This is a genomic window from Cytobacillus firmus NBRC 15306 (genome assembly GCF_001591465.1).
GTDB lineage: Bacteria > Bacillota > Bacilli > Bacillales > Cytobacillaceae > Cytobacillus > Cytobacillus firmus.
Genome location: NZ_BCUY01000018.1, coordinates 1 through 26,752 on the forward strand (window position 1 = coordinate 1; position 26,752 = coordinate 26,752).

Here is a 26,752-nt window from a genome sequence, read left to right on the forward strand (position 1 = left end):
GGGGACAGCAGCAGGGGAAGAAATTCTAAATAATATACTAAATAGTATGAAAGAAAGAGTTTAGTCCGGCTGGTCCCTCAGCCATTTTTTTAAAACGATAAATAAGCAGATGCAAAAAGTATAGCTTCCTGTAAAGATTAAGCTGCTGATGGGAATAGACTGGTAATTGGCAAAAGAGAAGATGGCAAGGATCATTGACAAGAAAAAGATGTCTATAAAAACAAAGGAACTTGAACATAAAGTATTCCTGATTATATCCAGATCATGATCAATCCCCCGATATCTCACTCTTCGAAAAAGCAGCCTCATGCTGACTCACCTTCCTCTTACAAAGTACTCCACTTTATGCGGGGACAGGGATAAAGGTGAAAAAGTCCATTTGAGGTCTATCAGCAATGAAAAATATTGCCGGAATGAAACTTTCTTACTGTTAATTCGTAAAGAAAGTAAACCATTTTAGAAAAAGGCTGTATTCCTATGATATGATGGTAATAAGTTTACATATCTTTTGTCCCGTGCCATTATCCGGGATCTGAAACGCAATTTCTGAATGAAATGATAAGAATGCATCTTTCGCTCATAGAGGGAAGGGATAACTATTGAACTTGTCGTACAGTCAAATTAAAACTCACATCTTAAAGGTTACATATGAAAACTGGAGCTCTCAATTAACAAAGCCTAATTATGAACGTGAAAGTTACAGAGAGGAACAGCAAACGCTGCATGTTGGCCAAATTGTTGCCAGATTTCTTGGTGTTCCCCTTGATGAAGATGAATATTATAATCGTCTTTTTGATCTAATTCACACACAGAATTCAGGGCTTCTCCTCCTTAGTGATGAACATCTGGATAAAACGATTAATAACCAGCAGTTTCAGGCAATACAAAAAGTCCTGAATATTAACCGGGAACAGAATTTATCCATAAACCGGTTTGCTGCTTTTCTTGATGGCGAACAGCTGCTGCTCAAATCTTCCTCACCTTCTCTGCACAGGAAAATAAGAGAAGCGATGATCACTATGCTGAATCTGTTTTCTGAAAAGGAATCAGGCGGCTTGAAAAACCAGGATATAAGAAGAGTGCTTGTAGATGTGATAAAGTGGTCCGCTAATCATTTAGGCACAGAACTTAAAGATATTGACCCGAAATTGGGTATGCCAAAAGTCCTTTGGTACGGGAATGGGAAAAAGAGTCATTATTACTTTTTGTACTACTTAATTCAAATCGGGTGCGATATTCTTTATTTTTCTCCTTCAGGAGAAGACCTTTTTGCAGAGATGGGTCAGGAAGTTCAGGATTCTTTTGTACATCATTATCCTGAAAAGAAAAAGCCTGAACCTTTCCCGCAGGAAAAGAGAAGAAGGAGTGCTACAGTCGCCTATAGGGCATCCAGGGAAATAGAAACCATCCTTAACCATGAGGGTTCAGGCCTTTATAAACCCTGGCAGCTTAGGGAGTATACACCTTCTTCTGTGACCCTGAAAACTACTTATGATGAACTTTTTATTTTAATTAAAGAGAAAGCTATGATCCGCCCAAACTTTGAGGTGAAGGATGGAAGGGTTATGATACCGTCCGTTTTTTCAAAGATCCAGGGAGTCAGCAGGAACCGCAAGGAATACTGGGATCGAATACAAACGATCAGCCAATATGAAGAAAGTCTGCTGATAAGGAGATTTCCTTTTACAAACAGCGTCAACAATGATTTTCGTTTCCATTATCGCAATGCACTGGACAGGGAAGGAAAGCTTGACCCTGAAAAAATCATTTCTGGACACTATTGGAGGTATCAGCAGCTTCCTGGCGGCCTTCAAAATGGGATTGCAAAGGCCATTAGAAATATGTGTGAACGTCCGCGATTAAAGCCGCTGCCGGGTGAATCGGAAGAAGAATTGAAGATTTATCTATTTAGCCAAAGCCTGCAAATTCCGCCGAGCATTCTAAAATTAATGCAGCAATTTGATTACTCGCAGGAAGTTCCTAAGATTATCCTCTATAACAACGAGCTGAACGGGACGATGGTAAGATCAGATGCCGCACTCCTTTTGCTGCTTAATCAATTTGGGATAGATATTGTACTGTATAATCCGCCGGGCCATAACGACATTGAAAACTTCATTGAGGAAGATTTATATGATGTTCACTGGCTTGAGGATGTTGTTTTTGAACAGGAATTTAAGGAGCCATCCTTTCTAAAAAAGGTTCTCTTTCAAGGATTATTAAAAAATTTAAAGGGTGATTGAAAATGAATCCGACCAAATCAACAGAACTAAATTTAACAGCCCAGCTGCAGGATGATAAATTAACCGAAAATAACGTTTCAGAAATTAAGCTTGCTTTAAGGCAGGAGCCTGAGGTGCAAAATCTGGCCAGGTCCATTGATGAGAAGGATCAAATTCAAATACTTGAATTCGGCAAAGAGCCTGCTGTTCAGATTTCCCGCTTCTCTGACCAGATATTGAGCAACATGAGAACAACAAAGGTTGAAGATTCAGGTGAACTTTTAAAGCAGCTCGGCAGAATCATGGACAAATTTGATAAGAAGGATTTCGAGCAGGGACCTAAAGGCATCTTTGGCAAGCTTTTCAAGCGCGGAGAAAAAATGATTGAGAAGCTTTTCGGAAAATACCAGACAATGGGTGCGGAAATTGATAAAGTGTATGTTGAAATTTCCAAATACCAAAGTGAAATGGTCGATTCCACAACCATGCTTGAACAAATGTATGAGCAAAATTATCAGTACTATCTGACGCTCGAAAAATATGCTGTTGCAGGACAAATGAAAGCCGATGATTTAAAGGCCAATCAGCTTCCACAGCTGGAAGCGCGGTCTGCTCAGGGGGATCAGATGGCTTCGATGCAGCTTGATACGTTAAGAAATGCCGTCGATTTACTCGAGCAAAGAGTTTATGATCTTGAAATGGCTAAAATGGTTGCCCTTCAGACAGCACCGCAAATCCGGCTGCTTCAGAGAGGAAATACCAAGCTTATCGGTAAGATTAATTCTGCCTTTGTAACCACTATTCCAATCTTTAAAAACGGTCTGATTCAGGCAGTCGCAGCGAAAAGACAAAAGCTTGTTGCTGATTCTATGAGCGAACTGGACAGACGGACAAATGAAATGCTGGTGCGCAATGCGCAGAATATTTCAAACCAAAGTGCTGATATTGCAAGATTGGCAGGCGGTCCAAGTATTAAGATTGAAACGATTGAGGAATCCTGGAATATCATCATGAAAGGTATGCAGGAGACAAAATCGATAGAAGAAGAAAACAAACGTCTGCGGGAAGAAGGAACCAGGAGACTGGAACAGCTCCAGGACAATTTTAAAAAAATGAAGCAGCAGGGTTAGTCAGCTGCACATTTTTAAATAAAATATAAATTATTGACGAGGTGGAATTGATATGGCAATAAATCTTCAAAAAGGCCAGCGTGTTGACTTAACTAAAGGAAATCCGGGATTATCTAAAATTATGGTAGGATTAGGCTGGGATCCAGTTCAAAAGAGCGGAGGCGGCGGTCTCCTGGGATCTTTATTCGGAGGGGGCGGCGGAGCAAATATCGACTGTGACGCTTCTGTAATCATGCTTGGTGAAAATGGAAAGCTTAAAAGCAATAAAGATGTCATTTACTTCGGCAATTTAAAAAGCAGCGACGGAAGTGTCCAGCATACGGGGGACAATCTGACAGGAGCAGGAAATGGAGACGACGAGCAGGTGCTGATTGATTTAAGCAGAGTGCCTGCACACATTCACAAAATGGTATTCGTTGTAAACATTTATGACAGTGTAAAGAGAAAGCAGCATTTCGGAATGATCCAAAATGCATTCATCAGAGTAGTAAACTCCGGCAACAATCAGGAACTGATTCATTACAACCTGACTGACAACTACAGCGGAAGTACCAGCTTAATAGTTGGAGAGATTTATCGCCATGGAAGCGATTGGAAGTTTGCGGCAGTTGGTACTGGGACGGCTTCTCCCGGCCTTTCAGATGTAGTGCGCTCTTATTCTTAATAAAATAAACTTAGAAGGGGCCCGAAATTACTCGGGCCCTTTTTGAATTTTCATAAAAGTTTCCCATCATTTGTTTCCTATTTATCCTCCTTTCATATGTTATAATTTTAATAGAATATCAGATCGGTTAAAGATTTTTTCTCCATTCAGGCAGTTCCGCAGCTTATACACTTCAAAGAGCTCTGTTGCCCGCAAATTATACATCTTAGATTAGCAGAAGGGGCTTTTAACATGCGCAAAATGGTACTTACATTTACAATTATAATCATTTCCCTTGCACTGCTCGGGAATTCTCAGGCTGCCATGGGCGGCATAAAACTAAAGGATTACCCGCATTCTTCCCAGCTTAAAGAGTTTCTCAGTCTGAAATCTCCACGCCAGCTTGGTGAAATCTTTATTGTGCCTATCGAACCTTTTGATGAGAGAGAGGCTGCAGAGATGATTTCCCGAGTGGATCATCTGCCCGCTTCCCTGCTCTCCAAAATAGAGGGTGAAGATATTAGGGTGAAGTTATTCACGGGGAAACTTACTGATAATCCTACAGCGCAGCATCTCACAGGGGTAATACCGCGCGGCTATACAGGGGATACCACTTGGGATGATGTCCCGGGGATTGGCGGCGCAAAAACAGTCCTTGTAAAAATAGGCTTCAGTGAGAGGGGGAGAGGTCATGGATCCGTTAATCTGGAACTTCATGAACTTGCCCATTCTGTTGATCGTCATGTGTACGATGGCATTCGATTTAATCAGAAGTTTCTTTCTGTGTGGAAAGCTGAAAAAGCTAAACTGTTTCCGGGCCAAAATTATCTTCTTTCCTTCCCTGAAGAATATTTTGCTGAGGCTTTTGCCATGTATTTTGCAGAAGGGGAATCGAGGGAATTATTAAGAGAGAATGCCCCGAAAACCTATAATTTTATAAAAGAGTTAAACTGATTTTACCTGTTTTTTTATGATGTTTAACTAATGTTAAACAATCGCAAATTGTGTACAATAGCAATGAGTATCTTAAAAAGGTTGGGTTGAAATGAAACAATATTTGGATCTTTGCAGGCATGTCCTGGAAAATGGCACTAAAAAAGAAGACCGTACAGGCACAGGTACAATAAGCACGTTTGGTTATCAGATGCGCTTTGACCTGCAGGAGGGCTTCCCGCTTGTTACTACTAAGAAATTGCATCTAAAATCCATTATCCATGAGCTATTATGGTTTTTAAATGGAGATACAAATGTGAAATACCTTCAGGACAATGGTGTGCGGATATGGAATGAGTGGGCAGACGAGGAAGGGAATCTAGGGCCCGTTTATGGACATCAGTGGAGATCCTGGACAGGTGCTGATGGAAATACAGTTGATCAGATCACGAGCCTGATTGAGCAAATCAAAACAAATCCTGATTCCCGCCGCCTGATTGTAAATGCATGGAATGTTGGAGAAATTGAAAAGATGGCTTTGCCGCCTTGCCACTGCCTATTCCAGTTTTACGCTGCAGATGGAAAGCTATCCTGCCAGCTTTATCAGAGATCTGCAGATGTCTTTCTCGGCGTGCCGTTTAATATTGCTTCCTATGCTTTACTGACTATGATGGTTGCCCAGGTTTGCGATCTGGAGCCTGGTGAATTTGTTCATACTTTCGGTGATGTGCATATTTACCAGAATCATCTTGAACAGGTAAACCTCCAGCTGAGCCGCGATCCCCGAAAGCTTCCAAAGATGAAGATTAATCCTGAGGTGAAAGATATTTTCAGCTTTAAGTTTGACGATTTCCAGCTTAAAGACTATAATCCGCATCCTCACATTAAAGGAGTTGTCAGTGTATGATTTCTTTAATGTGGGCAATGGATGAGAATCGTGTGATCGGCATGGATAATAAACTTCCCTGGCATTTACCTGAGGATTTAAAGTTTTTTAAAAGAACCACGATGGGGCATCCGATTGCCATGGGACGCAAAACCTGGGATTCAATCGGGAGACCTCTGCCGGGGAGAGAGAATATTGTGATAACCCGCAATAAATCCTTTTCCTGTGAAGGATGCACAGTAGTACATACAGTTGAGGAGCTGCTGAAGTACAGTGGCGATAGAGAAGATGAAACCTTTGTCATTGGCGGTGCCGAGATTTTCAAAGCCATTCTTCCTTCAGCTGATCGTCTATATCTGACTATGATTTATGACCAATTTGAAGGGGACACATACTTTCCAGAATTGGACATGTCAGAATGGGACCTTCTTTCAAGGGAGAAGGGCACAAGGGATGAAAAAAATCCATATGATTTTGAATTCCTTATTTATAAAAGAAAATAACCTTAAAAGCAGCCCGCACCGGCGGGCTGCTTTTTTGACCGTTTAATCTGCAAACATATAGTGAAAGGAACCTGATTATTATATAATGTAAACCATCCCAACAACTGGAGGTATGTATGCTTCGATTAATAATCTTTTTTCTTTATATGGGCGGATATTTGGTTTATAGCCTGCCTGCTCTATCCCGGATGAGAAACCTGAATTCAGCACTCCCCGTTGAAGAACGCGACCGCATCATCCATAATGTGCCCCAAAGGTGGTCCAGGATAATAATGAAAATATCAGGCTCTCAAGTAAAAATTACGGGGCAGGAATTAATTCCAGAAGGGCCTGTCGTCATTGTCTGCAACCATGAAGGGGATTTTGATATTCCAGTCCTTCTTGCATCTATTAATAAACCTTTTGGTTTTATATCGAAAGTTGAAGTGAGGAAAGCACCCATCATCTCATCATGGATGGAAGTCATGAACTGTGTCTTTATTGATCGCAGCAATCGCAGGAGTGCTATCGATTCTTTGAAGAATGCTGCAGTGCTTTTAAAACAGGGGCACTCTCTCCTGATTTTCCCGGAAGGGACGAGAAGCAGGGGAGGGAAGGTAGGGCCATTTAAAGTAGGCGGATTCAGACTTGCACAGGATGCAGGTGTTCCGATTGTGCCAATATCCATTAAAGGGACAGCAGATGCCTTTGAAAGGAATGGGAGACTCATAAAGCCGGCTAAAATAGAAATCAGGGTGTGCAAAGCTGTGAATGCCAAGATCGTTAAAGATATGGATGCAAAGTTTCTTGCACAGGAAGTAAGAGCAATAATCTGCAGCAGTCTTTCTGACAGAAAAATCGCTTCATAAGAAAAAGGCCCCATTCGGTCAGGGGCCTTTTTAGGCGGTAAATTTATAAATTCGGATTCACTAAATAATCTGTGAGCTTCTGAATCATTCCGTGGTATTCCCTGGGATCGCAAAACTCTTCTGCGGTAAAGTTAGCTTTCACCCACTCTATTAATTCATCTGCACTGTTGAAGTACTCCCCACTTGTGTCGCTTTTCCGAATCATATACCTGCCGTTATCTTCATCCACTGTTACCTCCACAGGCAAAGCGCTATCCAGACTGCATAAAGAAAACTCCATTCCTGCACCCCTTTGAGATATAAATTAACTTTTGCTTATTATATGTCAGTTTTATCAGTTTCTATCCATAAAATAATTCGAAAAATGTAAATTTTTAAAAAGCCGGATTGAAATCGTGATTTGTCATGGTATAATGTACAAATTAATAACTTGTAAAGAAGAGGGTGGCAAAATGGAACAGAAAGTGATGACAAAAAAATGGGTGCAGGTGGAAGATATTTTAATTGCATACCAGCAGCTAAAGGATATTGTTGCCCATACACCTTTACAGAAAAATGAACGCCTATCAGAAAAGTATGAGTGCAATGTTTATTTGAAAAGGGAAGATCTTCAGCATGTCCGCTCATTTAAATTAAGAGGCGCCTACTATAAAGTGAAATCTTTAACTGAAGAGGAGCTTGAAAATGGTGTAGTCTGTGCAAGCGCAGGGAATCATGCACAGGGAGTTGCCTATGCATGCAGACACCTCGGAGTTCAGGGGAAGATCTTCATGCCGGCGACCACGCCGAGACAGAAGGTGAGCCAGGTAGAGCTGTTTGGGAGAGATTCAGTGGAGATCATACTAGTTGGAGACACTTTTGATGATTCCTATCACGAAGCTCTTAAATGTGCCACGGAGGAGGACAGGGCATTTATTCACCCGTTTGATGATGAAATGGTGATAGCAGGACAGGGAACAGTTGCGGTTGAGATGCTTAACGATTGTGAAGAGCAAGTCGATTTTGTTATTGCCAGCATTGGCGGAGGCGGATTAATGGCCGGACTCAGCACTTACATAAAAAGCATCTCGCCGGAAACGCAGATGATTGGAGTTGAACCTGAAGGAGCACCCTCTATGAGCGAAGCAATCAGGGTACAAACAGTAGCACCACTCGGGGAGATTGATAAGTTTGTAGATGGTGCTGCGGTAAAGTGTGTCGGTGAAAAAACTTATGACATCTGCAATGAGCTTGTTGATGATATTTTCATGGTTCCTGAAGGGAAAGTGTGCACGACAATCCTTGAATTATATAACGAGCATGCGATTGTGGCAGAGCCTGCCGGTGCTTTGCCGATTGCTGCATTGGATATGTGCAGGGATCAAATTAAAGGAAAGAATGTTGTTTGTGTGATCAGCGGCGGCAATAATGATATTGGCCGCATGCAGGAAATTAAAGAGCGTTCCCTGCTTTATGAAGGCCTGCTTTACCATTTCATAGTGAATTTCCCCCAAAGGGCAGGGGCATTAAGAGAGTTCCTTGACGAAGTTCTTGGTCCGACGGACGATATTACACGTTTTGAATATACGAAAAAAAATAATAAAGAAAATGGTCCGGCTCTTGTAGGAATTGAGCTGAAGCATAGGGAAGACTATAGCGACCTCATTGTGAGAATGAATAAAAAGGGATTCACTTACAAAGAGATAAACAAAGACAGCAACCTTTTTCATCTGCTTGTATAAGTACCCGGACGACTGGCAGATCCCTATTATTTAATAAGATATGTGACTGAAATATGAATTTTTTTGATATCTGTGACATTTCCTTTGAAAAGTACTATAATCGTATTAGATTCAAAAGGGAAGTACTTTAAAGGAGATGTGAATATGCTTTCAAATATCGGTGTACCAGGATTAATTTTAATCCTTGTTTTGGCGTTAATCATATTCGGTCCAAAGAAACTGCCGGAAATTGGCCGTGCTTTTGGTGAAACACTAAGAGAATTTAAAAAATCTACCCGAGACCTGACCAGTGACGTGATGGATGAGCTTGAACAGGATACTAAGAAAAAAACGGTTAAATAAGGTGTAAGGATATACTTCTTGCACCTTTTTGTTTTGGTTAAGATACAACAGGCTGGGCCAGATATAAAATTAGCAGGAGAATCGTATGGAAGAAAAAGAGTTAAATTTAGTCGAACATCTAGATGAATTAAGAAAAAGACTCATTATAACGGCATCAGCATTTATCCTGTTCTTTATTGCAGGCTTTGTGTTTGTGGAGGATATTTATAAATGGCTGGTAAGAGACCTGGACGTTAAATTGATTGTTCTGGGCCCAAGTGATATTATCTGGGTTTACTTTATGCTTGCCACAGTTATTGCCGTTGCAGCGACAATACCTGTTCTGGCTTTGCAGATTTGGCTGTTTGTCAAGCCTGCCCTGACAGAGCATGAGCGGAAGATTTCTCTTTCTTATGTGCCTGCATTGTTTATCCTGTTTATTACAGGCCTTTGCTTTGGGTATTTTGTCATTTTCCCAACCGTATTAAGCTTTCTTGTAGAGCTGGGGGGCGAAATGTTTGAGGCCAATTTTACTGCGGATAAATATTTCCGCTTTGTCCTTAATATGACTTTGCCATTTGGAGTTTTATTTGAACTCCCAGTCGTCATCATGTTCCTGACTTCGCTTGGGATCCTTAATCCGTATGTGCTTACAAAAATCAGGAAATATGCTTATTTTGTTCTTATCGTAATTTCGGTCATTATATCACCTCCAGACTTCATGTCTGATATTCTTGTTACCATTCCCTTGCTGCTGCTTTATGAAATAAGCATCAACTTATCAAAAATTGTCTATAAAAGAAAGCTGAAAAAGCAAGAGAATTCAGGAGAGGCATCTTCATAAAAAAATTAATGGGATAGCACAATCAGACACATTTCGAGCCTTATTTGGGGTATAATATAAACAAACGGGTGAAAAAGAGGATTGATATTTTGCTATTTAAAAGCCTAGAGTTCAAAAATGCTGTTGGACAGAAGGTAAAAATTATTGAAATTCCTGTGTTGGCAAAAGATAGCCCTTATTATTTTATGATCCAAGTCCGTTTGAAAACATTCATAGCGGCCACTAATGCCAATGAAAAGACATGTAAGAACCATTCCTTTAGGGAATATTTAAAACGAGTCTTAAAATGGCCGGTCTATGAAGAGATTTTTAAGGCTCCAGAATTAAAAAATAACGCTTAACAACATTGATGCCGGCAGCCAGCCGGTTTTTTTTTGGTCATCGGAGGCTAAGTAAGAAAAGCTTTGTATTTATTGCTTTATTTGTATTTTGCTTAAATGTATAATATGAACTAATTGTAAATGCAGGGAAGTGAAGGCAAAATGGCTAAGATTAAAATTGTTACAGATTCTACAGTGGATCTATCAAGAGAATTGATTGAAGAATTCGATATTGAAGTCGTTCCTCTATCTATTCACATTGATGGAAATACATATCTGGATCGGGTAGATATTACTCCAGCTGAATTCATGAAAAAGATGAAAGAATCTCATGAACTGCCAAAAAGCTCACAGCCTCCTGCGGGAGTCTTCGCAGAGGTGTATGACAGGTTTGGTGACCAGGGCTATGAAATTCTTTCCATCCATATGACTGGCGGAATGAGCGGAACTGTTCAATCAGCGGAAAGTGCGGCAGCTATGTCACATGCAAATGTTACAGTAGTAGATTCCAGGTATATCTCCAAAGCACTGGCTTTTCAGGTAATAGAGGCTGCAAAAATGGCCAGGGAAGGAAAAGCTATTCAGGAAATTGTCAGCCGCCTGGAAACCGTTCGCGCTAACACTAAATTGTTTGTAGTTGTGGATACTTTGGAAAATCTCGTTAAAGGCGGAAGAATCGGTAAAGGCAAAGCCATGATCGGATCCTTGCTGAATATTAAACCGATTGCATCGCTTGAAGGCGGGGTATATACACCTGTCGCTAAAGTTAGAAGTCATACCCAGGTTGCCAAATATTTGGCCAAGCAATTTGCCGGGGATATTAAAGGGAAAACAATAAAAGGTGTAGGCCTTGTACATGCAGAAGGCATTGAGTTAGCTTCTAAACTGAAGAATTTAATTGAAGGGCTTGATGCTGATGCAGAGGTTGAAATCGAAGAAACGACCCCAATTATCAGTACACATACTGGGCCAGGTGCGATTGGATTTATGTATTATCTGGAAGATTAATAAAGCGTACGCATAGCTCATCAGGCTATGCGTTTTTTTTGCGCAGTCAATCATAATACATACTTTTTACTAATTGAAAATATTTGCCATTCTTGAATATCCCCGGAATAAAATGAATTATGGGGGTGTAGGATTGAAGAGGAAAAATGTTTTGTTGTTTAGTGACTTTGGCATTGACGATTTTGTTGCGGTTATATTTGCCTTTTTCTCAGAGGAAATCAATATCGTCGGGATTGTTGCTGATTATGGAAATGTTTCCAGGGAGGATGCTGTCCGAAATGCTGCTTACCTTCGTGAATTAACCGGACAAAATACTCCTGTATTCAGCGGAGCCGTATTGCCTTTAACCGGCGAGGTTCCGGTGTTTTATCCGGATGTTCACGGCAAAGAAGGGCTGGGTCCGATTATTCCTAACCTGGAGAATTCCAATAACATGTTTGAAAACTTCGATGATTTTAAGGAACTGATTGAGAACTATGAAAATGATATAACAATCGTTAATGTAGGAAGACTTTCTTCATTGGCGACGGCCTTTATCCTTTATCCGGGACTTATGAGTAAAGTCAGTGACTTTTATATTATGGGAGGGGCATTCAATGTTCCGGGCAATGTGACTCCAGTGGCTGAAGCAAATTTTTATGGGGACCCGTATGCGGCTAATGTTGTGTTTGCTAATGCACCGAAGAAGATTCATGTCTTTCCTCTGGATGTAACCATGTCTGCAATCATTACTCCAGCACTTATCGATTCTCTTGATGCCTATTATCAAAAAGTGCAAAATAAAGTCGGCTTGATTCTTAAGCCAATGGTTGATTATTATTTCAATTTTTATAAGGAAACCTATCCAGGCATAAGCGGAAGTCCCATGCACGATTTATTTACATTTTGGGCAATGCTTGACGGGGCTGACATTCAATATCAGGATGTACCGGTAAAGATAATTACTGACAAAGGGGAGGCGTTTGGCCAGAGCATCGGAGACTTTAGAAATGTCCCTCCGGAAAACAAGATGAAATACCGGATACATCGGATTGCAGTGCAATTTAATTATTCAAATTTCATCAGAACATTTTATGAGATTATGACGAACCATAAAACGAAACCAACTTAAAAGTTTTTCATCCATTAATTCGCGATAATAGAAAGAAAGGTTCCTTTTCACAAGTTTGTCATAAGAACTTCTTTCTTCTTTCATGAATATTTGCTAAAATTAGCATCGTAACTAATTAAAGCAGGTGAATGTATGAGACAAAGAGTTTTTGCTGTAATGGTTTCTGCTTTTATGCTAGCAGTCCTTTCAGCATGCGGACAGAGCGGCATTAAGGACGCGTTAAATTGGGAACTGGCTGATTTTACGTATACAAATCAGGATAATAAAGAATTTGGTTTGAAGGATCTTGAGGGCAAGGTTTGGGTAGCCGACTTTATTTTTACCAATTGCGAAGATGTATGTATGCCCATGACAGCTAATATGAAGAAGCTTCAGGATTTGGCTGAGAAGGAAGGCATTAAAAATATTGAATTTGTTTCATTCAGTGTGGATCCAAAAGTGGATACACCTGAAGTTTTAAAGGAATTTGCATCTACATACAATGCATATTTCAGCAATTGGCATTTTCTGACCGGTTATGACCAGGAAGAAATTGAGAAATATGCTATGGAATACTTCAAAACCATTGTGAAAAAGCCGCAAACAGGTGATCAGGTTATCCATGGAACAGATTTTTATCTTGTTGACCAGAATGGAAAAGTAATGAAATACTATACTGGTCTTAATGAAATTCCATTAGATGAAATTATGAATGATATTAAAGCATTGCAATAGACCTTGGACAAGGTCTATTTTTCTTTTCTGTTTAGTTCGTGCTGCTGCAGGGACAATGCGAATTATTTTTAAATTTGAGTTACATGTTATAATATGAATGAGAAAAATGGGCAGGTGATAGTATGATAAAAAAATTCACCTTCATCTTTTTGATCATGCTGCTTCTCGCCTCCTGCAGTTCAGTTAACCACAGCGATACAAATCATTCCGTAAAAGAATCCCGCCTGACAGTTAAAGAAGAAATACCATTGGATTTTTTCCCTCGAAACCTTACTGTTGCTGCAGTAGGGGACTCTTTAACCCAGGGGGTTGGAGACAGTACTGAACGTGGAGGTTACGTGCCATATCTTGAAATGTCACTGGAAAAAGACAAAAGTGTTCAAGACGCTGTTTTTTATAATTTCGGTGTAAAAGGCAATCGTTCCGATCAATTATTGAAAAAGCTGGGGACAGATGAAGTAAAAGATGTTGTGAAGAATGCAGACGCGGTGATCATAACCATTGGCGGCAATGACGTTATGAAAGTTGTCCGTGAGAATTTTTCGAACCTGAAGCTGAGGGCCTTTGCCAAGGAAAAGGAAATCTATGAACAAAATCTGACCGAGGTTTTAGATTCAATTAAAGAGGTAAACCCAAATAGTAAAATTGTTTTAATAGGCTTATATAATCCCTTTTTAAAATGGTTTTCAGAAATAACGGAAATTAATGCTATTCTTGGAGATTGGAATGACACAAGTCAGGATATTTTGAAAAATTATCCGGGGACTTATTTTGTTGAAATAGATGATATATTTGAAAATACCGATGAAAATCTTTTATTTACAGACTATTTTCATCCAAATGATAAAGGCTATGAATTAATAGCTGGACGGGTCCATCAAATCCTCACAGAGGAAGTGCTGAAAGAAATTCCGTATAAAAGGGAAGCCGAAGGAAATGGAGAGAAGCTGATTGAAAGATAGAAAATGGAAAAAGCTGTTTTTTGCACTGCTGGCCATTAATGCACTCGTTTTAGCTGTGCTGTTTATTTTTATCAGTATGCCGGCAGATGACGAAGACTACACAGCGGTCACCGAGAATAGTGATAATTATGTTCCTTTTAACATAAAAGCCAATAAAGAAGATTTGAATAGAGTTATTAACCACTATCTTGAAAAAGAAGGGCTGACAGGAGCAATAGATTACAAGGTCCTTCTAAATGATGAAGTTGATTTATATGGCACAATCCCTTTCTTCAGCCAGGATCTGCAGATGAAACTGTCATTTGAACCAGAAGCCTTGCAGAATGGAGATGTTGTCCTTCAGCAAAAGTCTATATCTGTTGGGCAGCTGAATCTTCCTGTTTCACATGTTCTGAAGCTGGTAAAAGACCGCTACAAGCTTCCGGAAGGTGTTACCATTCAGCCGCAGAAAGAAAGAATCTATGTGTCACTGCAGGAAATGAAGCTGAAAAGTGATGTGAAAGTAAAAGTAAATGAATTTAATTTAAAGCAGGATGATATTCGTTTTACCCTTCTTGTTCCGGTTAAATGAGAAAAGGGAATCCTTCCGAGCTTTGGAGGGGTTCCCTTTTTTGATCTTTTGATTGGCGGAAAGCATTAATCTGAAATGATAATTGCTTCCAGCTCAGGCTCTTTGGCAACGGAACCTACAGCCAGCAGGGTGTAGGCCTGGTCTGCTTTAAATTGCACTCGAGGGATTGACAGCACTGCATTAGGGGTTCCTGCTACCCTGGCTTCCAGGTCGACAGTCATTGGAGTTAATGCCATGTACCTGCTTGCCTGCCTGAAAGCGATATTGGGGAAAACAACATCCCTGTTTTTTACGCCAATATCAACTGCAGGAGCATCGGGTGACAGGTGGATAAATCTTACTTTTGTTTCGCCGGCAGGCACTTCAGGGTGATCTTCTAATAAGACAAGCTTTAAGTTTGCTGCATTTCCTGCAGCCGCAATTGTATACACGTTATCTGCAGCGGCAGTGATTTTTCTGCTTAAAAGAGTGGAAACCATGCTGCCAGCCGGATATATGTCTATCTGATGCTTGCCGGCAGGCAGTACAGCATAACCGCTTGCTTCTTTATATGAAAAGTCCTTTAAAATTCGCGTGCCATTTATATAAATATCAATCGGACCGGAATCAGGGGAACCATGGAACATCCGTACTCGTGCCTGCTGTCCCTGATGAGCTTCTTCAGAAGGCGCAGAATTATTTGTACGCATCATTCGAAAAGCCTGATTGAGGCAATGTAAATGTTTATGGTAATAAGCAATATGCTGTGCTGCATCAATGTATTTAAAATACTGAGCCAAAAGATCATATTTTGCCGCTTTTTGTAAGTACCACTGCTGATTTCTCTCAGTAGGCATAATTTCCCTCCTAAATCTGCTTTAATACCATATGCTTCTCCCTGTGTGAATGCCACAATAAATAAATGGACTTTACTTCTGGATCGAAATTCCATATAATATAAACAAATAAACGAAAGCGGGTGATGTGCTATGACAAGAGAATTTTACGCAAATACGTCCATTGTAAATAATTCAGGCACAGCCCAAATGGAATTCGTTTAATCGAGCGGACCAGATTGTTTTTTTCTGCTTATTGAACTTTGCATGATCAAACCATGGGCTGATTGCCTATGGTTTTTCGTATGTAAAAAAATATTCGATAAGCATGGAGGAACAAACATTGACAATTAATAAACTTGGATTCGATCCCTTTTTTAAAGAGGCTTTTTCAGCGTATGAAGAAAAAGAATATCAAATGGGCCGGGTGGCTTTAGAGCATAAAAGAATGTATCGTGTATGGACAGATAAGGGTGAAATGCTCTGTGAAGTATCAGGAAAATTTTCTTTCGATGCATCATCAAGGGAGGATTTTCCTGCTGTAGGTGACTGGGTTGTCATCAAAGAAAGAGCGGATGAACAGCGGGGTACTATTCATGCTGTCCTTCCAAGAAAAAGCAAATTTTCAAGGAAGGCAGCAGGGGTGAATACGGAAGAACAAATTGTAGCTGCTAATGTAGATACCATATTCCTGGTTAATTCACTTAATGAGGATCTAAATTTAAGAAGACTGGAACGTTATTTGCTTTTAACATGGGAAAGCGGGGCAGCTCCAGTGATTGTTCTTACCAAGGCTGACCTTTGTGAGAATCTGGAGGAAAAGCTTGCTGAGGTGGACACCGTCGCCATGGGTGTTCCTGTTCTCTCAATCAGTGTGATGGAAGAGAAGGGAATAGACCTGCTTAAGCCGTTTTTGGAGCCTGGAAAAACAATCGCACTGCTCGGCTCTTCGGGTGTTGGAAAGTCCACTCTTACCAATTACCTTCTTGGTGCGGAAAAGCAAAAGGTCCAGGATATTCGAATAAGTGATGACAAAGGAAAGCATACAACTACTCACAGGGAGCTCATCCTTCTTCCTGAGGGTGCCATACTGATTGATACCCCAGGAATGAGAGAGCTTCAGCTGTGGGAAAGCGAAAGCGGTCTTTCAGAAAGCTTCACAGATATTGAGAAAGCCGCTGAAAATTGCAGATTCAGGGACTGTACACATGAAAATGAGCCGGGATGCGCTGTGCATATGCTAATAGAAGAAGGAAGCATATCAGGAGCACGTCTTTCCAGCTATAAGAAGCTTCTCAAGGAACTCGCATATCTGGATAGAAAGCAGGATAAACGAGCCCAATCTGAAGAACGCAAACGCTGGAAAAAAATAAGTGCTGGAGCAAAGAATAAAAGAATGTAAAGATTCAGAAACCTCTTTGTAAAGAGGTTTCTTTTGCATAAAATGATTCTTTTCATTAATCTTATGTATATAGCTTTAAATCATCATTTTAAGGGAAAAAGTAAAAGATAGAAAAGTGCCGGAAAGAGGTGGAGCAGAATGACAGAGAAACAATACGAAAAGGCAAGCTTCGCAGGAGGCTGCTTCTGGTGCATGGTAAAGCCTTTTGATGAACAGCCTGGAATAAAAGAAGTACTATCCGGATATACCGGAGGGAATGTAGAAAACCCTACTTACCAGCAAGTCTGTTCGGAAACAACTGGCCATTATGAAGCGGTTCAGATCACATTTGATCCTGAGGTCTACCCATATGAAAAGCTGCTTGAACTATATTGGCAGCAGATTGACCCTACAGATGCAGGCGGGCAGTTCTATGATCGCGGCCAATCCTATCAGACAGCGATATTTTATCACAATGAAAAACAAAAGAAGTTAGCAGAAGAATCGAAACAAAAGCTTGAAGAAACTGGTCCATTTACAAAACCGATTGTTACCAGGATTCTGCCTGCTTCAGACTTTTATCCTGCAGAAGAATATCATCAGCACTATTACAAAAAAAATCCGGATAGATACAATGCTTATCAAACCGGCTCTGGAAGAAAAGCATTTATTAATAAACATTGGGGTGAAGAATAATGGCAAAAAATAGAGAAGATTTAAAGCAGAAACTTGATCCCATGCAATATGAAGTAACTCAGAATAATGGCACAGAGCCGCCATTCCGCAATGAGTATTGGAATGAATTTAAAGATGGGATTTATGTGGATATCGTTTCCGGAAAGCCTCTCTTCAGCTCAAACGATAAATATGACGCAGGATGCGGCTGGCCCAGCTTTACAAAACCCATACAGGATGAAGAAGTTGTGGAAAAAGAAGACCGCAGTCACTTTATGGTCAGAACAGAAGTGAGAAGCAAATCAGCTGATTCCCATCTTGGTCATGTTTTTGATGATGGGCCGGGACCTGCAGGCCTCCGTTATTGCATTAATTCTGCTGCACTCAGGTTTATCCCTAAGGAAAAACTCGAGGAAGAAGGCTACAAAGAATATCTGCGTCTATTTAATAATGAAAACTAAGAATTGGATGGTGCTTTTATGTTCAAGAAATTATTCGGTAAAAAGGAAACAGTCAAAACAATTGAAATTAAGGCTGCTTTGACGGGTACAGCGGTTAATCTGGAAGAGGTGCCTGATCCCGTATTTGCAGAAAGAATGATGGGGGACGGCATTGCAATTGAACCTTCAGAAGGGGTGGTTGTTTCCCCGGTAAATGGAGAAGTTGTTCAAGTATTCCCTACCAAACATGCAATTGGCATTCGTGCTGAAAATGGTGCCGAGATTTTAATCCATATAGGCCTTGAAACGGTCTCCATGAAAGGGGAAGGATTCGAGACCCATATTTCCGAGGGTTCAAAGATCAGTGAAGGTGATAAGCTTGTCACGTTTGATTTAGGGCTGGTTAAAGAAAAGGCAAAGAGCACAGTAACACCAATGATAATCACTAATGGCGACCAGGTTGCTTCTCTTGAGAAAAATGCAGCAGGAGCTGTAACGAGAGGTACTTCAACAGTAATGACAGTTACTTCGAAATAATGAGAAAAAGCCGCTGATAATATTGGCGGCTTTTTCTCATTATTTTTTTCAGTCTTCTTCTGTTTTTGCCCTTCATTGGTCTGCCCTGGTGAGGATGGAGGAGATTTGAATAACGGCATCGTCAGTACTGTTATTCACTGATTTTTCATTGGCCACAATAAACTTCACTAGATGCTGTCCGTCTTCGAGACCGCTGACAATATATTGATATCTTTCTTTAGTCAGCGGCCACCAGCCGGATAAGGATGTAATATACACATCATCTATAAACACATCCATCATCCCTCCTTTTTCGCTTCGAATCATATCGACCCCAAGGAAAGGGCCGCTAAATTGATATTCAAGACTGTCACCCGCCTTGCGGCTCTCCCAAATGCCGTCTTTGTGAATAAATGATCCAGATATATCTGTCACATGAGGGATGGATGATATTTCGATGTCCGCATTTTCATGAATGGGGGCAGAAAGCTCTGCAATTTCTGCATGACTGCCGGTAAGCTCCCTTATTTTCTTTATCAAGGTATCTGCATATATTTCATAGCCTTCATCATTTGGATGGACTAAATCCTTTGTCAGTTCCTCTGCAGGTAATCCCGATAGTTCAAAAGGCTTTCTCATATCCACATTTTTTGCGCCATAATGGCTGGAAATAAAAGAAATCGCCTGAACGAACGCTTCATTATCAAGCGGGTTTTCTGTAATAGTTATGATCTCGGTATCAGGGTAAAGCTGTTTTGTTTTCCGGATAAGCCCTTCGTAGAAATATGAAAATTGCGTCTCATCCATATATTTGCGGTCATTCTCCCCAAATACAATAAAAGTTAAATCAATTTTCCCTAAATGTTCGGATTGCTGAAGTTTATATAAACCTTCAAAGGCAGTGGCACCACTTTGGACGATGGAATGTCTTTTGGCTTTAATCCCAAATTCACTATGCAGATGCTTCTCAAGCCTTGTAAACCATGCCGATGATTTGGAGGTCGCACCTGACCCCCTGCCAATGCTGTCCCCGATAATCAGGTAATTGATATTTTCTTTTGACGATAGCTTTTGATACACGTTAGTTGGATTTGCCCCTTCAACTTTAGATAGGCTATCAAACAAATGATACAAACCATATATAAAAGTGATGATAAAAAAATATATGCCAATCTTCCTTCTCTTCATTGGTTTGAATCCTCCGCTTCTTATCTGAATCTCTTACGTTTATCGTACCCTATTAATGGCAAAGGGGGAAGGTTTTAAAATGGAGTTAGAGCGTTTTTTTATAAAAATGGGCAAATGCACATGCGGGTCAAGTTCACCCTACATACATTAATATTGAAAATGCCCAAGAAATCTTGTTGAGGAGTGATTATTTATGTATAAAGGTGCAGTTGCCGGTGCTGGCTACGACCAATGTTATCCGGGATATGGCTATCCTGTTGCTGGTGCTCATTATGGAGGATGTGGATATGGCGGTTTTGCATTGATCGTCGTATTGTTCATTCTATTGATTATTATCGGAGCATGCTGCTGCGGAAATTGGTAATATAAATGGATATTGTGAAGGCTGCTCGTAATGAGCAGCCTTCTGTTTTTTGGACACAGAATTATTAACGGAATTTTACATAAATTATTGTAAATACGAACATTATATATAAACTTAAATAAATAGTTCGTAAAAATATTGACCTGCTCTATTGTATTTGATATAGTTACCTTTGGTTGATGAAATTAACGAATAATGCGTCTGGGGGAATAGGACGATGAATACAAATTATGATGTTATTGTGGTCGGTGCTGGACCGGCTGGAATATTTACTTGTTATGAATTAACATTGAAAATGCCTGAAGCAAAAATTTTATTAATTGATAAAGGACACGATATTTATAAAAGAAATTGTCCGATTTTACAGAAAAAGATTGCTAAATGCCCGCCGGCAGCAGGAAGAAAAGAATTTGCCGGCTGCCTGCCGGCTTGCTCTATCACGAATGGATTTGGCGGAGCAGGGGCTTATTCAGATGGAAAATTCAATATTACGAGTGAGTTTGGCGGCTGGATGACCGATTATCTCCCTGACTCCCAGGTTGTTGATTTGATAAAATATGTAGACGAAATCAATTTGAAGCACGGCGCGACTGAAAGCATTACAGACCCAATGACAGATGAAGTGAGGGATATCGAGCGCCGCGGATATGCAGCAGGACTTAAACTGCTTCGTGCGCAGGTCAGACATTTGGGCACCGAGCAGAATCTTGAAATCCTAAAGAGCATTTATGAATATTTACGTGAAAAAATTGATATGTCCTATAAGACAGAGGTTGAAGATCTCATAACAGTGAAAACCCCTGATGGCCATCGCATTTTGGGAGTTAAGCTTAAGTCCGGAAATGAAGTTCTTGCTGATAAGGTAGTTGTAGCACCAGGAAGAGATGGATCAGTTTGGCTGGCAAACCTCCTGAAGTCACGCCGCTTGAAGATGATCAATAATCAGGTAGATATTGGCGTGCGGGTTGAAACTTCGGATATAGTCATGGAAGAGATCAATAAACATCTTTACGAAGGAAAGTTCACATTTAATACATCTGTCGGTACAAGAGTGCGTACATTCTGCAGCAATCCTTCCGGCCATGTTGTAGTGGAAAACCACTCAGGAATCATGCTTGCGAATGGCCATGCTTACAAAGACCCTAAGCTGGGAAGCCCGAATACGAACTTTGCGCTGCTGGTATCCCATACATTCTCGGAACCGTTTGATAAGCCAAATGAATATGCGCATGAAATTTCCAGGCTTGCCAACAGCCTTTCAAACGGCGGAATCATTGTTCAAAAGTATGGAGATATATTAAAAGGAAGAAGATCTACCGAGAAGAGAATTAAAGAAGGCTTCCTTGAACCAACCTTAAAGGAAGCGGTGCCTGGCGACTTAGGCCTTGTGCTTCCATATAATACAATGAAAAGCCTGATTGAAATGACAGAGGCATTAAACCATGTATCTCCCGGCCTTGCATCAGAACATACCTTATTCTACGGTGTGGAGGCAAAATTCTACTCTGCACGTCCCAAGTTGAATGACCGTTTCGAAACGGAAATCAGCGGACTATATGTCGGAGGGGATGGTGCAGGCATCACCAGAGGACTTGCACAGGCGGGTGCCTGCGGTGTCTGGATTGCACGGGATATTATCGAAAAGACAAGTAATGCACCAAGAAGGGAACCTGCATTAGTATAAAAGCAGAAGGCCGAGCTGAATAGCCGGCCTTTTTTTAATAAAAAGAAGCAGTTATTTCCAAACAAGCCTGCATTTGATAAAATGTAAAACAATCTACAAGTCTGAAAGTGGAAAAGGAGAGGACACAATGCTTGCTGAGCGATTAAAGCGCGGTGATGAGATCCGGGTCATTGCACCATCCAGAAGTATGGCCATCATAAAAGGAGAACAATTGCGCATTGCCCAGGAGCGGCTGAATCAGCTGGGATTCACAGTGACATACGGCAAAAATGCAGAAGAGCATGATGAGTTTTTCAGTACTTCTATTGAAGAAAGAATTGAAGATCTGCATGATGCTTTCACTGATCCTAATGTAAAGGGGATCCTGACAGTGATCGGCGGCTATAACGCCAACCAGCTTTTAAATTACATAGACTACGTTCACCTTTGATCGAGATCTTCAATCACTTCTGCACCTGCCTGATGCCCGTGACATCAAAGGAATCCTCATTGGAAGGTTTCAGAAAAATTCTCAAGTGACAGATGAAGCACTGAAGAAAATTATTGTATCCAAAAAAGAGCTTCGAGGCATACCTGTAATTGCAAATGTAAACTTCGGCCATGTTCAGCCCTATGCCACTATCCCAATTGGAGGGAAAGCAGTTATAGAAGCACAAGGTTTTGAAAGTGAAATTTGGATCGAACAGAATTAGGAAAATGAATTTTGAGCAGCCGCTGGATAGCGGCTGTTTTTATTTGCAGCGAAAAATAGATAACTCTGCAAAATTCTTTTATGAAAGATTTCTTAAGTGACTTCATACAATTTACTATATTGCCAAATGGTAGAGCATAGTTGGCTTGTAGAATTGAGGATTTGCTGTGAAAGCTCATGAAGCCATCGGCGGATATTGATTAGCCGCAGGCAAATTTCGCAATTATAGTTGGAGGGAGTACGCTGATGAACCAGTCGAACTTAATTAAGCCGATGCTTGATGCACAGTACCCGATCATAGATTATGGAAGGGGAGTTTATTTATATGACATGGACGGAAAGGAATACCTGGATGCTTCATCTGGCGCGATAACTGCCAATATTGGCCATGGTGTTGAGGAAATCATTAAGGCAATGCATGAACAGGCAAAAAAAGTTTCTTTTGTATATCGCTCGCAATTTACGAGCGGGGCAGCTGAAAAGCTTGCCCATAAGATTGCGGAGGCTGCGATTGGAGACTTGAATTGGAGCTTTTTTGTGAACAGCGGGTCTGAGGCCACAGAAACAGCTATGAAAATAGCGATTCAGTACTGGCAGGAAAAAGGCATTATGACAAAAACAAAGGTGCTCTCAAGGTGGATGAGCTATCATGGCATAACTCTTGGAGCTTTATCAATGTCAGGACATACGGGCAGAAGGGCTCGCTTTATACCGCTGCTGGAGGATTTCCCTGTCATTCATCCTCCATATTGCTATAGGTGCCCATACAATCTGGAAGCCCCTGAATGCGGTTATCTGTGTGCACATGAACTTGAAACCGTCATTAAACGGATAGGGCCAGAGAATATTGCTGCGTTTATCGCAGAACCAGTCATTGGGGCTGCAGGGGGGGCTATTACACCTCCAAAGGATTACTACCGGATAATCAAAGAAATTTGTGAGCGGAATGACATATTATTTATTGCTGATGAGGTGATGACTGGTTTTGGCAGAACAGGCACCATGCTTGCCTGTGAGCATTGGAATATAAAGCCTGATATTGTCGCACTTGGAAAAGGAATGGGAGCCGGATATGCCCCGATTGCGGCTGCACTTGTAAGCGATGAAGTAATGGAGCCCATACTGGCAGGTTCAAAAAGCATTATGAGCGGTCATACGTTAAGTGCTAATCCGCAGTCATGTGCAGTTTCCCTCGCAGTGTTTGAATATATTGAGAAAAACAATATTATCCCGGAAACAGAAAGCAAAGGAGTGTATTTAAGAAATAAATTGACTAAGCTGCAATCCAAATTTCCCTTTATTGGTGATATAAGGGGAAAAGGGCTAATGGTCGGACTTGAATTTGTAAAGAATCCTCTGACTAAAGAGCCATTTACAAAAAGCTTCGGTCTGACTCAGAGGTTAATACAGGAAGCACAGGAACAGGGTCTGCTTATTTACCCTGCAGGTGCGGGCACAAATGGCACAGACGGGGATGCCGTATTGATTGCACCGCCGCTGACCATTACCAAAAGGGAAATTGATGATCTGGTAAAGCGGTTTGAAAAGACTTTGCAGATTTTCTCAGATCATCTGAACCCTGGTGAGGAAGAGGCTGAATAACAATGGAGAACACATTTAATAAGATCATTGAACTGGATGACGCAATGAAGCATTTTCGGGACGGCATGATCATTATGTTTGGCGGCTTTGGCGGAATTGGAACCCCTCCATCCCTTATTGACGGCATTTTGGATAATGGATTCAAAGATTTAACCCTTATTGGCAATGATTCAGGCTTTCCTCATATTGGAATCGGGAAGGTGGTAAGCCGGGGAAGGGCGAAAAAAATGATTGCTTCTCATATTGGCTCAAATCCCGTTGCGGGCCAACTTATGACAGATGGAAAGATGGAAGTGGAATTTTCACCCCAGGGGATATTGGCAGAAAGAATACGAGCTGGCGGAGTCGGCATACCTGCCATCCTTTCCGACATTGGCCTTGATAACGATATTGTGACCGGCAATAAGCAAACTTGCAGCGTGGGCGGAAAAAAGTATCTTGTCGAGACGGCACTGACTGCAGATATATCGATTGTATTTGCTAAGAAAGCTGATCCTTACGGGAACTTAATATTTGACAAAAGTGCCAGAAATACAAACCCGCTTGTCGCCATGGCTGGTGATATGACCATAGCGGAAGTGGAGGAAATTGTCCCGCTTGGCAGCCTGGATCCTGATGAAATTATAACACCGGGCGTTTTCGTTAATTACATCGTTCCTTCGAAAGGAGTGAATTGGAAATGGGCATGGGAGTAGAGATTAGAAATCGTATTGCCAAACGTGCTGCGGAGGAAATAAAGAATGGAATGATTGTAAATCTCGGAATTGGAATCCCATCGCTTGTGCCCAATCATTTGCCTGCCGGGACAAACGTAATGTTTCATGCCGAAAATGGCATTACAGGTATGGGGCCAAGTCCGGAGAAAGGGAAGGAAGATGAGAATCTCTGTAATGCAGGAGGTTTCCCGGTTTCCATTGTAAAAGGTGCTTCATATTGCGACAGCACCATTGCATTCGGGATGATACGCAGAGGAAGAGTTGATATGACAATTCTTGGCTCCCTGGAGGTAAGCGGAAAAGGGGACCTGGCAAATTGGATTGTACCGGGAAAGAAAGTTCCTGGCATGGGCGGTGCAATGGAGCTTGCCCAAAAAGCAAGGAAAGTCATTGTCCTTATGAACCAGACAGACAAGTACGGGAACCCCAAAATTGTGGACGAGTGCACCCTGCCTCTTACATCAGCACGCTGTGTAAACATGATTATTACAGAGATGGCTGTCTTTCAAATCTCAGCTCATGGACTCATACTGACTGACTTGTTTGCGCCGCACTCCATAAATGAAGTAAGGGCAAAAACGGGCTGCAGTTTTACAATTGCTGAGAATGTGAGAGTGATTAATTGATAGATATATTGGCTTTGTTCTAAAAAGGAGTGAGAATATGAATGATCATGCAAAGGTTAAACAATGGCTGGAAGAAAATAAGCAAAGAGGAACAAGACTTCTTCAGCAGCTGGTCCAGGAAGGCAGCATCCGCGGAAATGAAAGCAGTGCACAGGCTGTCATCATTGAAAAATGCCGCAAACTTGGACTAACCCTTGATATTTGGGAAATCGGCAAGGAACAATTGACTAAGCATCCTGCCTTTTGTTCAGATCGAAAGGATTTTTCCGGAAATCCCAATGTGGTGGCTGTTTTGAAAGGAACAGGCGGAGGAAGGTCGATCATCCTCAATGGCCATATTGATGTCGTTCCGGAGGGAGACCGAAATGATTGGGAACATGATCCATTTAGCGGCAGAATTGAAGATGGAAAGCTATTTGGCCGTGGTTCGACCGATATGAAAGGCGGCACCGTTTCGCTCCTGCTTGCCATGGAAGCCATTATTGCGATTGGAATCAAGCTTAAAGGCGATGTGATTTTTCAAAGTGTCATAGAAGAAGAAAGCGGCGGGGCGGGTACATTGGCAGCGGTCCTCAGGGGATATTCAGCGGATGGGGCAATCATTCCCGAACCGACAAATATGAAACTATTTCCAAAACAGCAGGGTTCGATGTGGTTTCGGATATCAGTAAAAGGGCGTTCAGCTCATGGCGGCACCCGATATGAGGGCGTTAATGCCATCGAAAAAGCAATGTATGTGATGACAAAGCTTCAGGAGCTTGAGAAGTTAAGGAACCTTAACATTGAAGACCCGCTCTATTCAAAAATCCCTATTCCGATTCCTATCAATATCGGAAAAATATACAGCGGAGAGTGGCCATCTTCCGTACCGGATATTGCTGTCATAGAGGGAAGGATGGGGGTAGCGCCGGACGAAGAGATGAAATCGGCCGAAAAAGAGCTGGAAGATTGCCTGAAGGAAGCGGCACAAAATGATCCGTGGCTTAAAAAGAATCCTCCTCAAGTTGAATGGTTTGGCGGACGCTGGCTGCCTGGAGATCTGGAGCAGGATCATCCTTTAATGGCTGTATTATCGGAATCCTTTGAAACTGTAAAAGGAAGGCAGCCGGCAGTTGAGGCATCACCATGGGGCACTGATGGAGGCATATTATCGAAAGTGGGAAATACACCTGTTGTTGTCTTCGGCCCAGGTGTGACGGAAGCCGCCCATGATGTTAACGAATTTATTTCCTTGGAGGAAGTTTTTGAAGCGGCTGAAATTATTGCTCTGGCCATACTGGAATGGTGCGGCACTAATCAGGGAGAGGGGAAATAAGG

Annotated in this window: 29 protein-coding genes and 1 pseudogene; 27 read left to right on the forward strand and 3 right to left on the reverse strand. The window is 41.3% G+C overall.

Annotated elements, in window-relative coordinates; all coding sequences use genetic code 11:
• Positions 1-605: 605 nt before the first annotated feature.
• From BFI01S_RS07480 to BFI01S_RS07510, 7 genes are all read left to right on the forward strand, one after another.
• Entirely contained in the window at positions 606-2,243 is a 1,638-nt protein-coding gene (locus BFI01S_RS07480; RefSeq protein WP_061792097.1) for a YceG family protein, read from the forward strand.
• Positions 2,244-2,245: 2 nt separating this feature from the next.
• Positions 2,246-3,352: a toxic anion resistance protein gene (locus BFI01S_RS07485; protein ID WP_061792045.1), complete on the forward strand. Its 1,107-nt coding sequence runs from the start codon at positions 2,246-2,248 to the stop codon at positions 3,350-3,352.
• A gap of 52 nt (positions 3,353-3,404) precedes the next feature.
• Complete coding sequence (locus BFI01S_RS07490; protein WP_061792046.1) at positions 3,405-4,016, forward strand: TerD family protein; 612 nt, start codon at positions 3,405-3,407, stop codon at positions 4,014-4,016.
• Positions 4,017-4,247: 231 nt separating this feature from the next.
• A complete protein-coding gene (locus BFI01S_RS07495) occupies positions 4,248-4,949 on the forward strand; it encodes an anthrax toxin lethal factor-related metalloendopeptidase (protein WP_061792047.1) in 702 nt (233 codons plus the stop codon).
• Between the two features lie 91 nt (positions 4,950-5,040).
• Complete coding sequence (locus tag BFI01S_RS07500; protein ID WP_061792048.1) at positions 5,041-5,835, forward strand: thymidylate synthase; 795 nt, start codon at positions 5,041-5,043, stop codon at positions 5,833-5,835.
• Entirely contained in the window at positions 5,832-6,317 is a 486-nt protein-coding gene (locus tag BFI01S_RS07505) for a dihydrofolate reductase (protein WP_061792049.1), read from the forward strand. The genes BFI01S_RS07500 and BFI01S_RS07505 overlap by 4 nt, the downstream gene beginning before the upstream one ends.
• A gap of 116 nt (positions 6,318-6,433) precedes the next feature.
• Positions 6,434-7,165 carry a lysophospholipid acyltransferase family protein gene (locus BFI01S_RS07510; RefSeq protein ID WP_061792050.1) on the forward strand — a complete coding sequence of 244 codons (732 nt, stop codon included), beginning with the start codon at positions 6,434-6,436 and terminating at the stop codon, positions 7,163-7,165.
• A 43-nt stretch (positions 7,166-7,208) separates the two neighbouring features.
• Here the strand turns inward: BFI01S_RS07510 and BFI01S_RS07515 are convergent, their stop codons facing one another.
• Positions 7,209-7,445 carry a hypothetical protein gene (locus BFI01S_RS07515; protein WP_061792051.1) on the reverse strand — a complete coding sequence of 79 codons (237 nt, stop codon included), beginning with the start codon at positions 7,443-7,445 and terminating at the stop codon, positions 7,209-7,211.
• A gap of 172 nt (positions 7,446-7,617) precedes the next feature.
• Between BFI01S_RS07515 and ilvA the strand changes: the two genes are divergently transcribed.
• From ilvA to BFI01S_RS07560, 9 genes are all read left to right on the forward strand, one after another.
• Positions 7,618-8,886: a threonine ammonia-lyase IlvA gene (gene ilvA / locus BFI01S_RS07520; protein WP_061792052.1), complete on the forward strand. Its 1,269-nt coding sequence runs from the start codon at positions 7,618-7,620 to the stop codon at positions 8,884-8,886.
• Between the two features lie 144 nt (positions 8,887-9,030).
• Positions 9,031-9,228, forward strand: a complete 198-nt coding sequence (locus BFI01S_RS07525) for a twin-arginine translocase TatA/TatE family subunit (RefSeq protein WP_035331398.1) — start codon at positions 9,031-9,033, stop codon at positions 9,226-9,228.
• Between the two features lie 85 nt (positions 9,229-9,313).
• A complete protein-coding gene (tatC, locus tag BFI01S_RS07530) occupies positions 9,314-10,051 on the forward strand; it encodes a twin-arginine translocase subunit TatC (RefSeq protein ID WP_061792053.1) in 738 nt (245 codons plus the stop codon).
• An 89-nt stretch (positions 10,052-10,140) separates the two neighbouring features.
• The gene (locus tag BFI01S_RS07535) at positions 10,141-10,392 is read left to right on the forward strand and encodes a DUF2535 family protein (RefSeq protein ID WP_035331400.1); all 252 of its coding nucleotides are present in this window, start codon (positions 10,141-10,143) and stop codon (positions 10,390-10,392) included.
• A 141-nt stretch (positions 10,393-10,533) separates the two neighbouring features.
• A complete protein-coding gene (locus BFI01S_RS07540; protein WP_061792054.1) occupies positions 10,534-11,379 on the forward strand; it encodes a DegV family protein in 846 nt (281 codons plus the stop codon).
• Positions 11,380-11,491: 112 nt separating this feature from the next.
• The gene (locus BFI01S_RS07545) at positions 11,492-12,490 is read left to right on the forward strand and encodes a nucleoside hydrolase (protein WP_373682877.1); all 999 of its coding nucleotides are present in this window, start codon (positions 11,492-11,494) and stop codon (positions 12,488-12,490) included.
• A 132-nt stretch (positions 12,491-12,622) separates the two neighbouring features.
• A complete protein-coding gene (locus tag BFI01S_RS07550) occupies positions 12,623-13,204 on the forward strand; it encodes an SCO family protein (protein WP_061792056.1) in 582 nt (193 codons plus the stop codon).
• A gap of 122 nt (positions 13,205-13,326) precedes the next feature.
• Positions 13,327-14,166 (forward strand): SGNH/GDSL hydrolase family protein, encoded by an 840-nt coding sequence (locus tag BFI01S_RS07555; RefSeq protein ID WP_061792057.1) that lies wholly within the window; start codon positions 13,327-13,329, stop codon positions 14,164-14,166.
• The gene (locus tag BFI01S_RS07560; protein ID WP_061792058.1) at positions 14,156-14,737 is read left to right on the forward strand and encodes a YpmS family protein; all 582 of its coding nucleotides are present in this window, start codon (positions 14,156-14,158) and stop codon (positions 14,735-14,737) included. The genes BFI01S_RS07555 and BFI01S_RS07560 overlap by 11 nt, the downstream gene beginning before the upstream one ends.
• Before the next feature lie 65 nt (positions 14,738-14,802).
• Here BFI01S_RS07560 and BFI01S_RS07565 read toward each other — a convergent pair whose 3' ends face one another.
• The gene (locus tag BFI01S_RS07565) at positions 14,803-15,573 is read right to left on the reverse strand and encodes a DUF4397 domain-containing protein (RefSeq protein ID WP_061792059.1); all 771 of its coding nucleotides are present in this window, start codon (positions 15,571-15,573) and stop codon (positions 14,803-14,805) included.
• Between the two features lie 322 nt (positions 15,574-15,895).
• Between BFI01S_RS07565 and rsgA the strand changes: the two genes are divergently transcribed.
• From rsgA to BFI01S_RS07585, 4 genes are all read left to right on the forward strand, one after another.
• On the forward strand, positions 15,896-16,954 hold the full coding sequence (rsgA, locus tag BFI01S_RS07570; protein ID WP_061792060.1) for a ribosome small subunit-dependent GTPase A: 1,059 nt from the start codon (positions 15,896-15,898) through the stop codon (positions 16,952-16,954).
• A 138-nt stretch (positions 16,955-17,092) separates the two neighbouring features.
• Entirely contained in the window at positions 17,093-17,629 is a 537-nt protein-coding gene (gene msrA / locus BFI01S_RS07575; RefSeq protein ID WP_061792061.1) for a peptide-methionine (S)-S-oxide reductase MsrA, read from the forward strand.
• A complete protein-coding gene (gene msrB, locus BFI01S_RS07580; RefSeq protein ID WP_061792062.1) occupies positions 17,629-18,069 on the forward strand; it encodes a peptide-methionine (R)-S-oxide reductase MsrB in 441 nt (146 codons plus the stop codon). The genes msrA and msrB overlap by 1 nt, the downstream gene beginning before the upstream one ends.
• 18 nt (positions 18,070-18,087) lie before the next feature.
• Positions 18,088-18,585 carry a PTS sugar transporter subunit IIA gene (locus BFI01S_RS07585; protein ID WP_061792063.1) on the forward strand — a complete coding sequence of 166 codons (498 nt, stop codon included), beginning with the start codon at positions 18,088-18,090 and terminating at the stop codon, positions 18,583-18,585.
• Between the two features lie 72 nt (positions 18,586-18,657).
• On the opposite strand, the gene BFI01S_RS07590 is transcribed toward BFI01S_RS07585, so the two are convergent.
• Entirely contained in the window at positions 18,658-19,752 is a 1,095-nt protein-coding gene (locus BFI01S_RS07590) for an SGNH/GDSL hydrolase family protein (protein ID WP_061792064.1), read from the reverse strand.
• A gap of 193 nt (positions 19,753-19,945) precedes the next feature.
• Between BFI01S_RS07590 and BFI01S_RS24505 the strand changes: the two genes are divergently transcribed.
• The 7 genes and pseudogenes from BFI01S_RS24505 (at position 19,946) to BFI01S_RS07625 (ending at position 26,750) form a co-directional block, all read left to right on the forward strand.
• Positions 19,946-20,116, forward strand: a complete 171-nt coding sequence (locus BFI01S_RS24505) for a YjcZ family sporulation protein (protein WP_048009382.1) — start codon at positions 19,946-19,948, stop codon at positions 20,114-20,116.
• Positions 20,117-20,333: 217 nt separating this feature from the next.
• Entirely contained in the window at positions 20,334-21,800 is a 1,467-nt protein-coding gene (locus BFI01S_RS07600) for an NAD(P)/FAD-dependent oxidoreductase (RefSeq protein ID WP_061792065.1), read from the forward strand.
• Between the two features lie 127 nt (positions 21,801-21,927).
• Positions 21,928-22,492 (forward strand): annotated as a pseudogene (locus tag BFI01S_RS07605) (LD-carboxypeptidase).
• Positions 22,493-22,737: 245 nt separating this feature from the next.
• Entirely contained in the window at positions 22,738-24,093 is a 1,356-nt protein-coding gene (locus BFI01S_RS07610; RefSeq protein WP_061792066.1) for an aspartate aminotransferase family protein, read from the forward strand.
• Positions 24,094-24,095: 2 nt separating this feature from the next.
• Positions 24,096-24,788, forward strand: a complete 693-nt coding sequence (locus BFI01S_RS07615; protein ID WP_061792067.1) for a CoA transferase subunit A — start codon at positions 24,096-24,098, stop codon at positions 24,786-24,788.
• The gene (locus tag BFI01S_RS07620; protein WP_061792068.1) at positions 24,773-25,435 is read left to right on the forward strand and encodes a 3-oxoacid CoA-transferase subunit B; all 663 of its coding nucleotides are present in this window, start codon (positions 24,773-24,775) and stop codon (positions 25,433-25,435) included. The genes BFI01S_RS07615 and BFI01S_RS07620 overlap by 16 nt, the downstream gene beginning before the upstream one ends.
• A 37-nt stretch (positions 25,436-25,472) precedes the next feature.
• Complete coding sequence (locus BFI01S_RS07625; RefSeq protein ID WP_061792069.1) at positions 25,473-26,750, forward strand: peptidase; 1,278 nt, start codon at positions 25,473-25,475, stop codon at positions 26,748-26,750.
• Positions 26,751-26,752: the final 2 nt, after the last annotated feature.

Coding starts and splice junctions, on each gene's coding strand:
- BFI01S_RS07615 (WP_061792067.1), top strand. CDS start 24,096: ATGGAGAACACATTTAATAAGATCATTGAACTGGATGACGCAATGAAG.
- BFI01S_RS07550 (WP_061792056.1), top strand. CDS start 12,623: ATGAGACAAAGAGTTTTTGCTGTAATGGTTTCTGCTTTTATGCTAGCA.
- BFI01S_RS07545 (WP_373682877.1), top strand. CDS start 11,492: ATGAATTATGGGGGTGTAGGATTGAAGAGGAAAAATGTTTTGTTGTTT.
- BFI01S_RS07525 (WP_035331398.1), top strand. CDS start 9,031: ATGCTTTCAAATATCGGTGTACCAGGATTAATTTTAATCCTTGTTTTG.
- BFI01S_RS07590 (WP_061792064.1), bottom strand. CDS start 19,752: ATGAAGAGAAGGAAGATTGGCATATATTTTTTTATCATCACTTTTATA.
- BFI01S_RS07510 (WP_061792050.1), top strand. CDS start 6,434: ATGCTTCGATTAATAATCTTTTTTCTTTATATGGGCGGATATTTGGTT.
- BFI01S_RS07620 (WP_061792068.1), top strand. CDS start 24,773: ATGGGCATGGGAGTAGAGATTAGAAATCGTATTGCCAAACGTGCTGCG.
- BFI01S_RS07485 (WP_061792045.1), top strand. CDS start 2,246: ATGAATCCGACCAAATCAACAGAACTAAATTTAACAGCCCAGCTGCAG.
- BFI01S_RS07540 (WP_061792054.1), top strand. CDS start 10,534: ATGGCTAAGATTAAAATTGTTACAGATTCTACAGTGGATCTATCAAGA.
- BFI01S_RS07600 (WP_061792065.1), top strand. CDS start 20,334: ATGAATACAAATTATGATGTTATTGTGGTCGGTGCTGGACCGGCTGGA.
- ilvA (WP_061792052.1), top strand. CDS start 7,618: ATGGAACAGAAAGTGATGACAAAAAAATGGGTGCAGGTGGAAGATATT.
- BFI01S_RS07490 (WP_061792046.1), top strand. CDS start 3,405: ATGGCAATAAATCTTCAAAAAGGCCAGCGTGTTGACTTAACTAAAGGA.
- BFI01S_RS07495 (WP_061792047.1), top strand. CDS start 4,248: ATGCGCAAAATGGTACTTACATTTACAATTATAATCATTTCCCTTGCA.
- BFI01S_RS07515 (WP_061792051.1), bottom strand. CDS start 7,445: ATGGAGTTTTCTTTATGCAGTCTGGATAGCGCTTTGCCTGTGGAGGTA.
- BFI01S_RS24505 (WP_048009382.1), top strand. CDS start 19,946: ATGTATAAAGGTGCAGTTGCCGGTGCTGGCTACGACCAATGTTATCCG.
- msrB (WP_061792062.1), top strand. CDS start 17,629: ATGGCAAAAAATAGAGAAGATTTAAAGCAGAAACTTGATCCCATGCAA.
- tatC (WP_061792053.1), top strand. CDS start 9,314: ATGGAAGAAAAAGAGTTAAATTTAGTCGAACATCTAGATGAATTAAGA.
- BFI01S_RS07565 (WP_061792059.1), bottom strand. CDS start 15,573: ATGCCTACTGAGAGAAATCAGCAGTGGTACTTACAAAAAGCGGCAAAA.
- BFI01S_RS07500 (WP_061792048.1), top strand. CDS start 5,041: ATGAAACAATATTTGGATCTTTGCAGGCATGTCCTGGAAAATGGCACT.
- BFI01S_RS07555 (WP_061792057.1), top strand. CDS start 13,327: ATGATAAAAAAATTCACCTTCATCTTTTTGATCATGCTGCTTCTCGCC.
- BFI01S_RS07505 (WP_061792049.1), top strand. CDS start 5,832: ATGATTTCTTTAATGTGGGCAATGGATGAGAATCGTGTGATCGGCATG.
- BFI01S_RS07610 (WP_061792066.1), top strand. CDS start 22,738: ATGAACCAGTCGAACTTAATTAAGCCGATGCTTGATGCACAGTACCCG.
- msrA (WP_061792061.1), top strand. CDS start 17,093: ATGACAGAGAAACAATACGAAAAGGCAAGCTTCGCAGGAGGCTGCTTC.
- BFI01S_RS07625 (WP_061792069.1), top strand. CDS start 25,473: ATGAATGATCATGCAAAGGTTAAACAATGGCTGGAAGAAAATAAGCAA.
- BFI01S_RS07585 (WP_061792063.1), top strand. CDS start 18,088: ATGTTCAAGAAATTATTCGGTAAAAAGGAAACAGTCAAAACAATTGAA.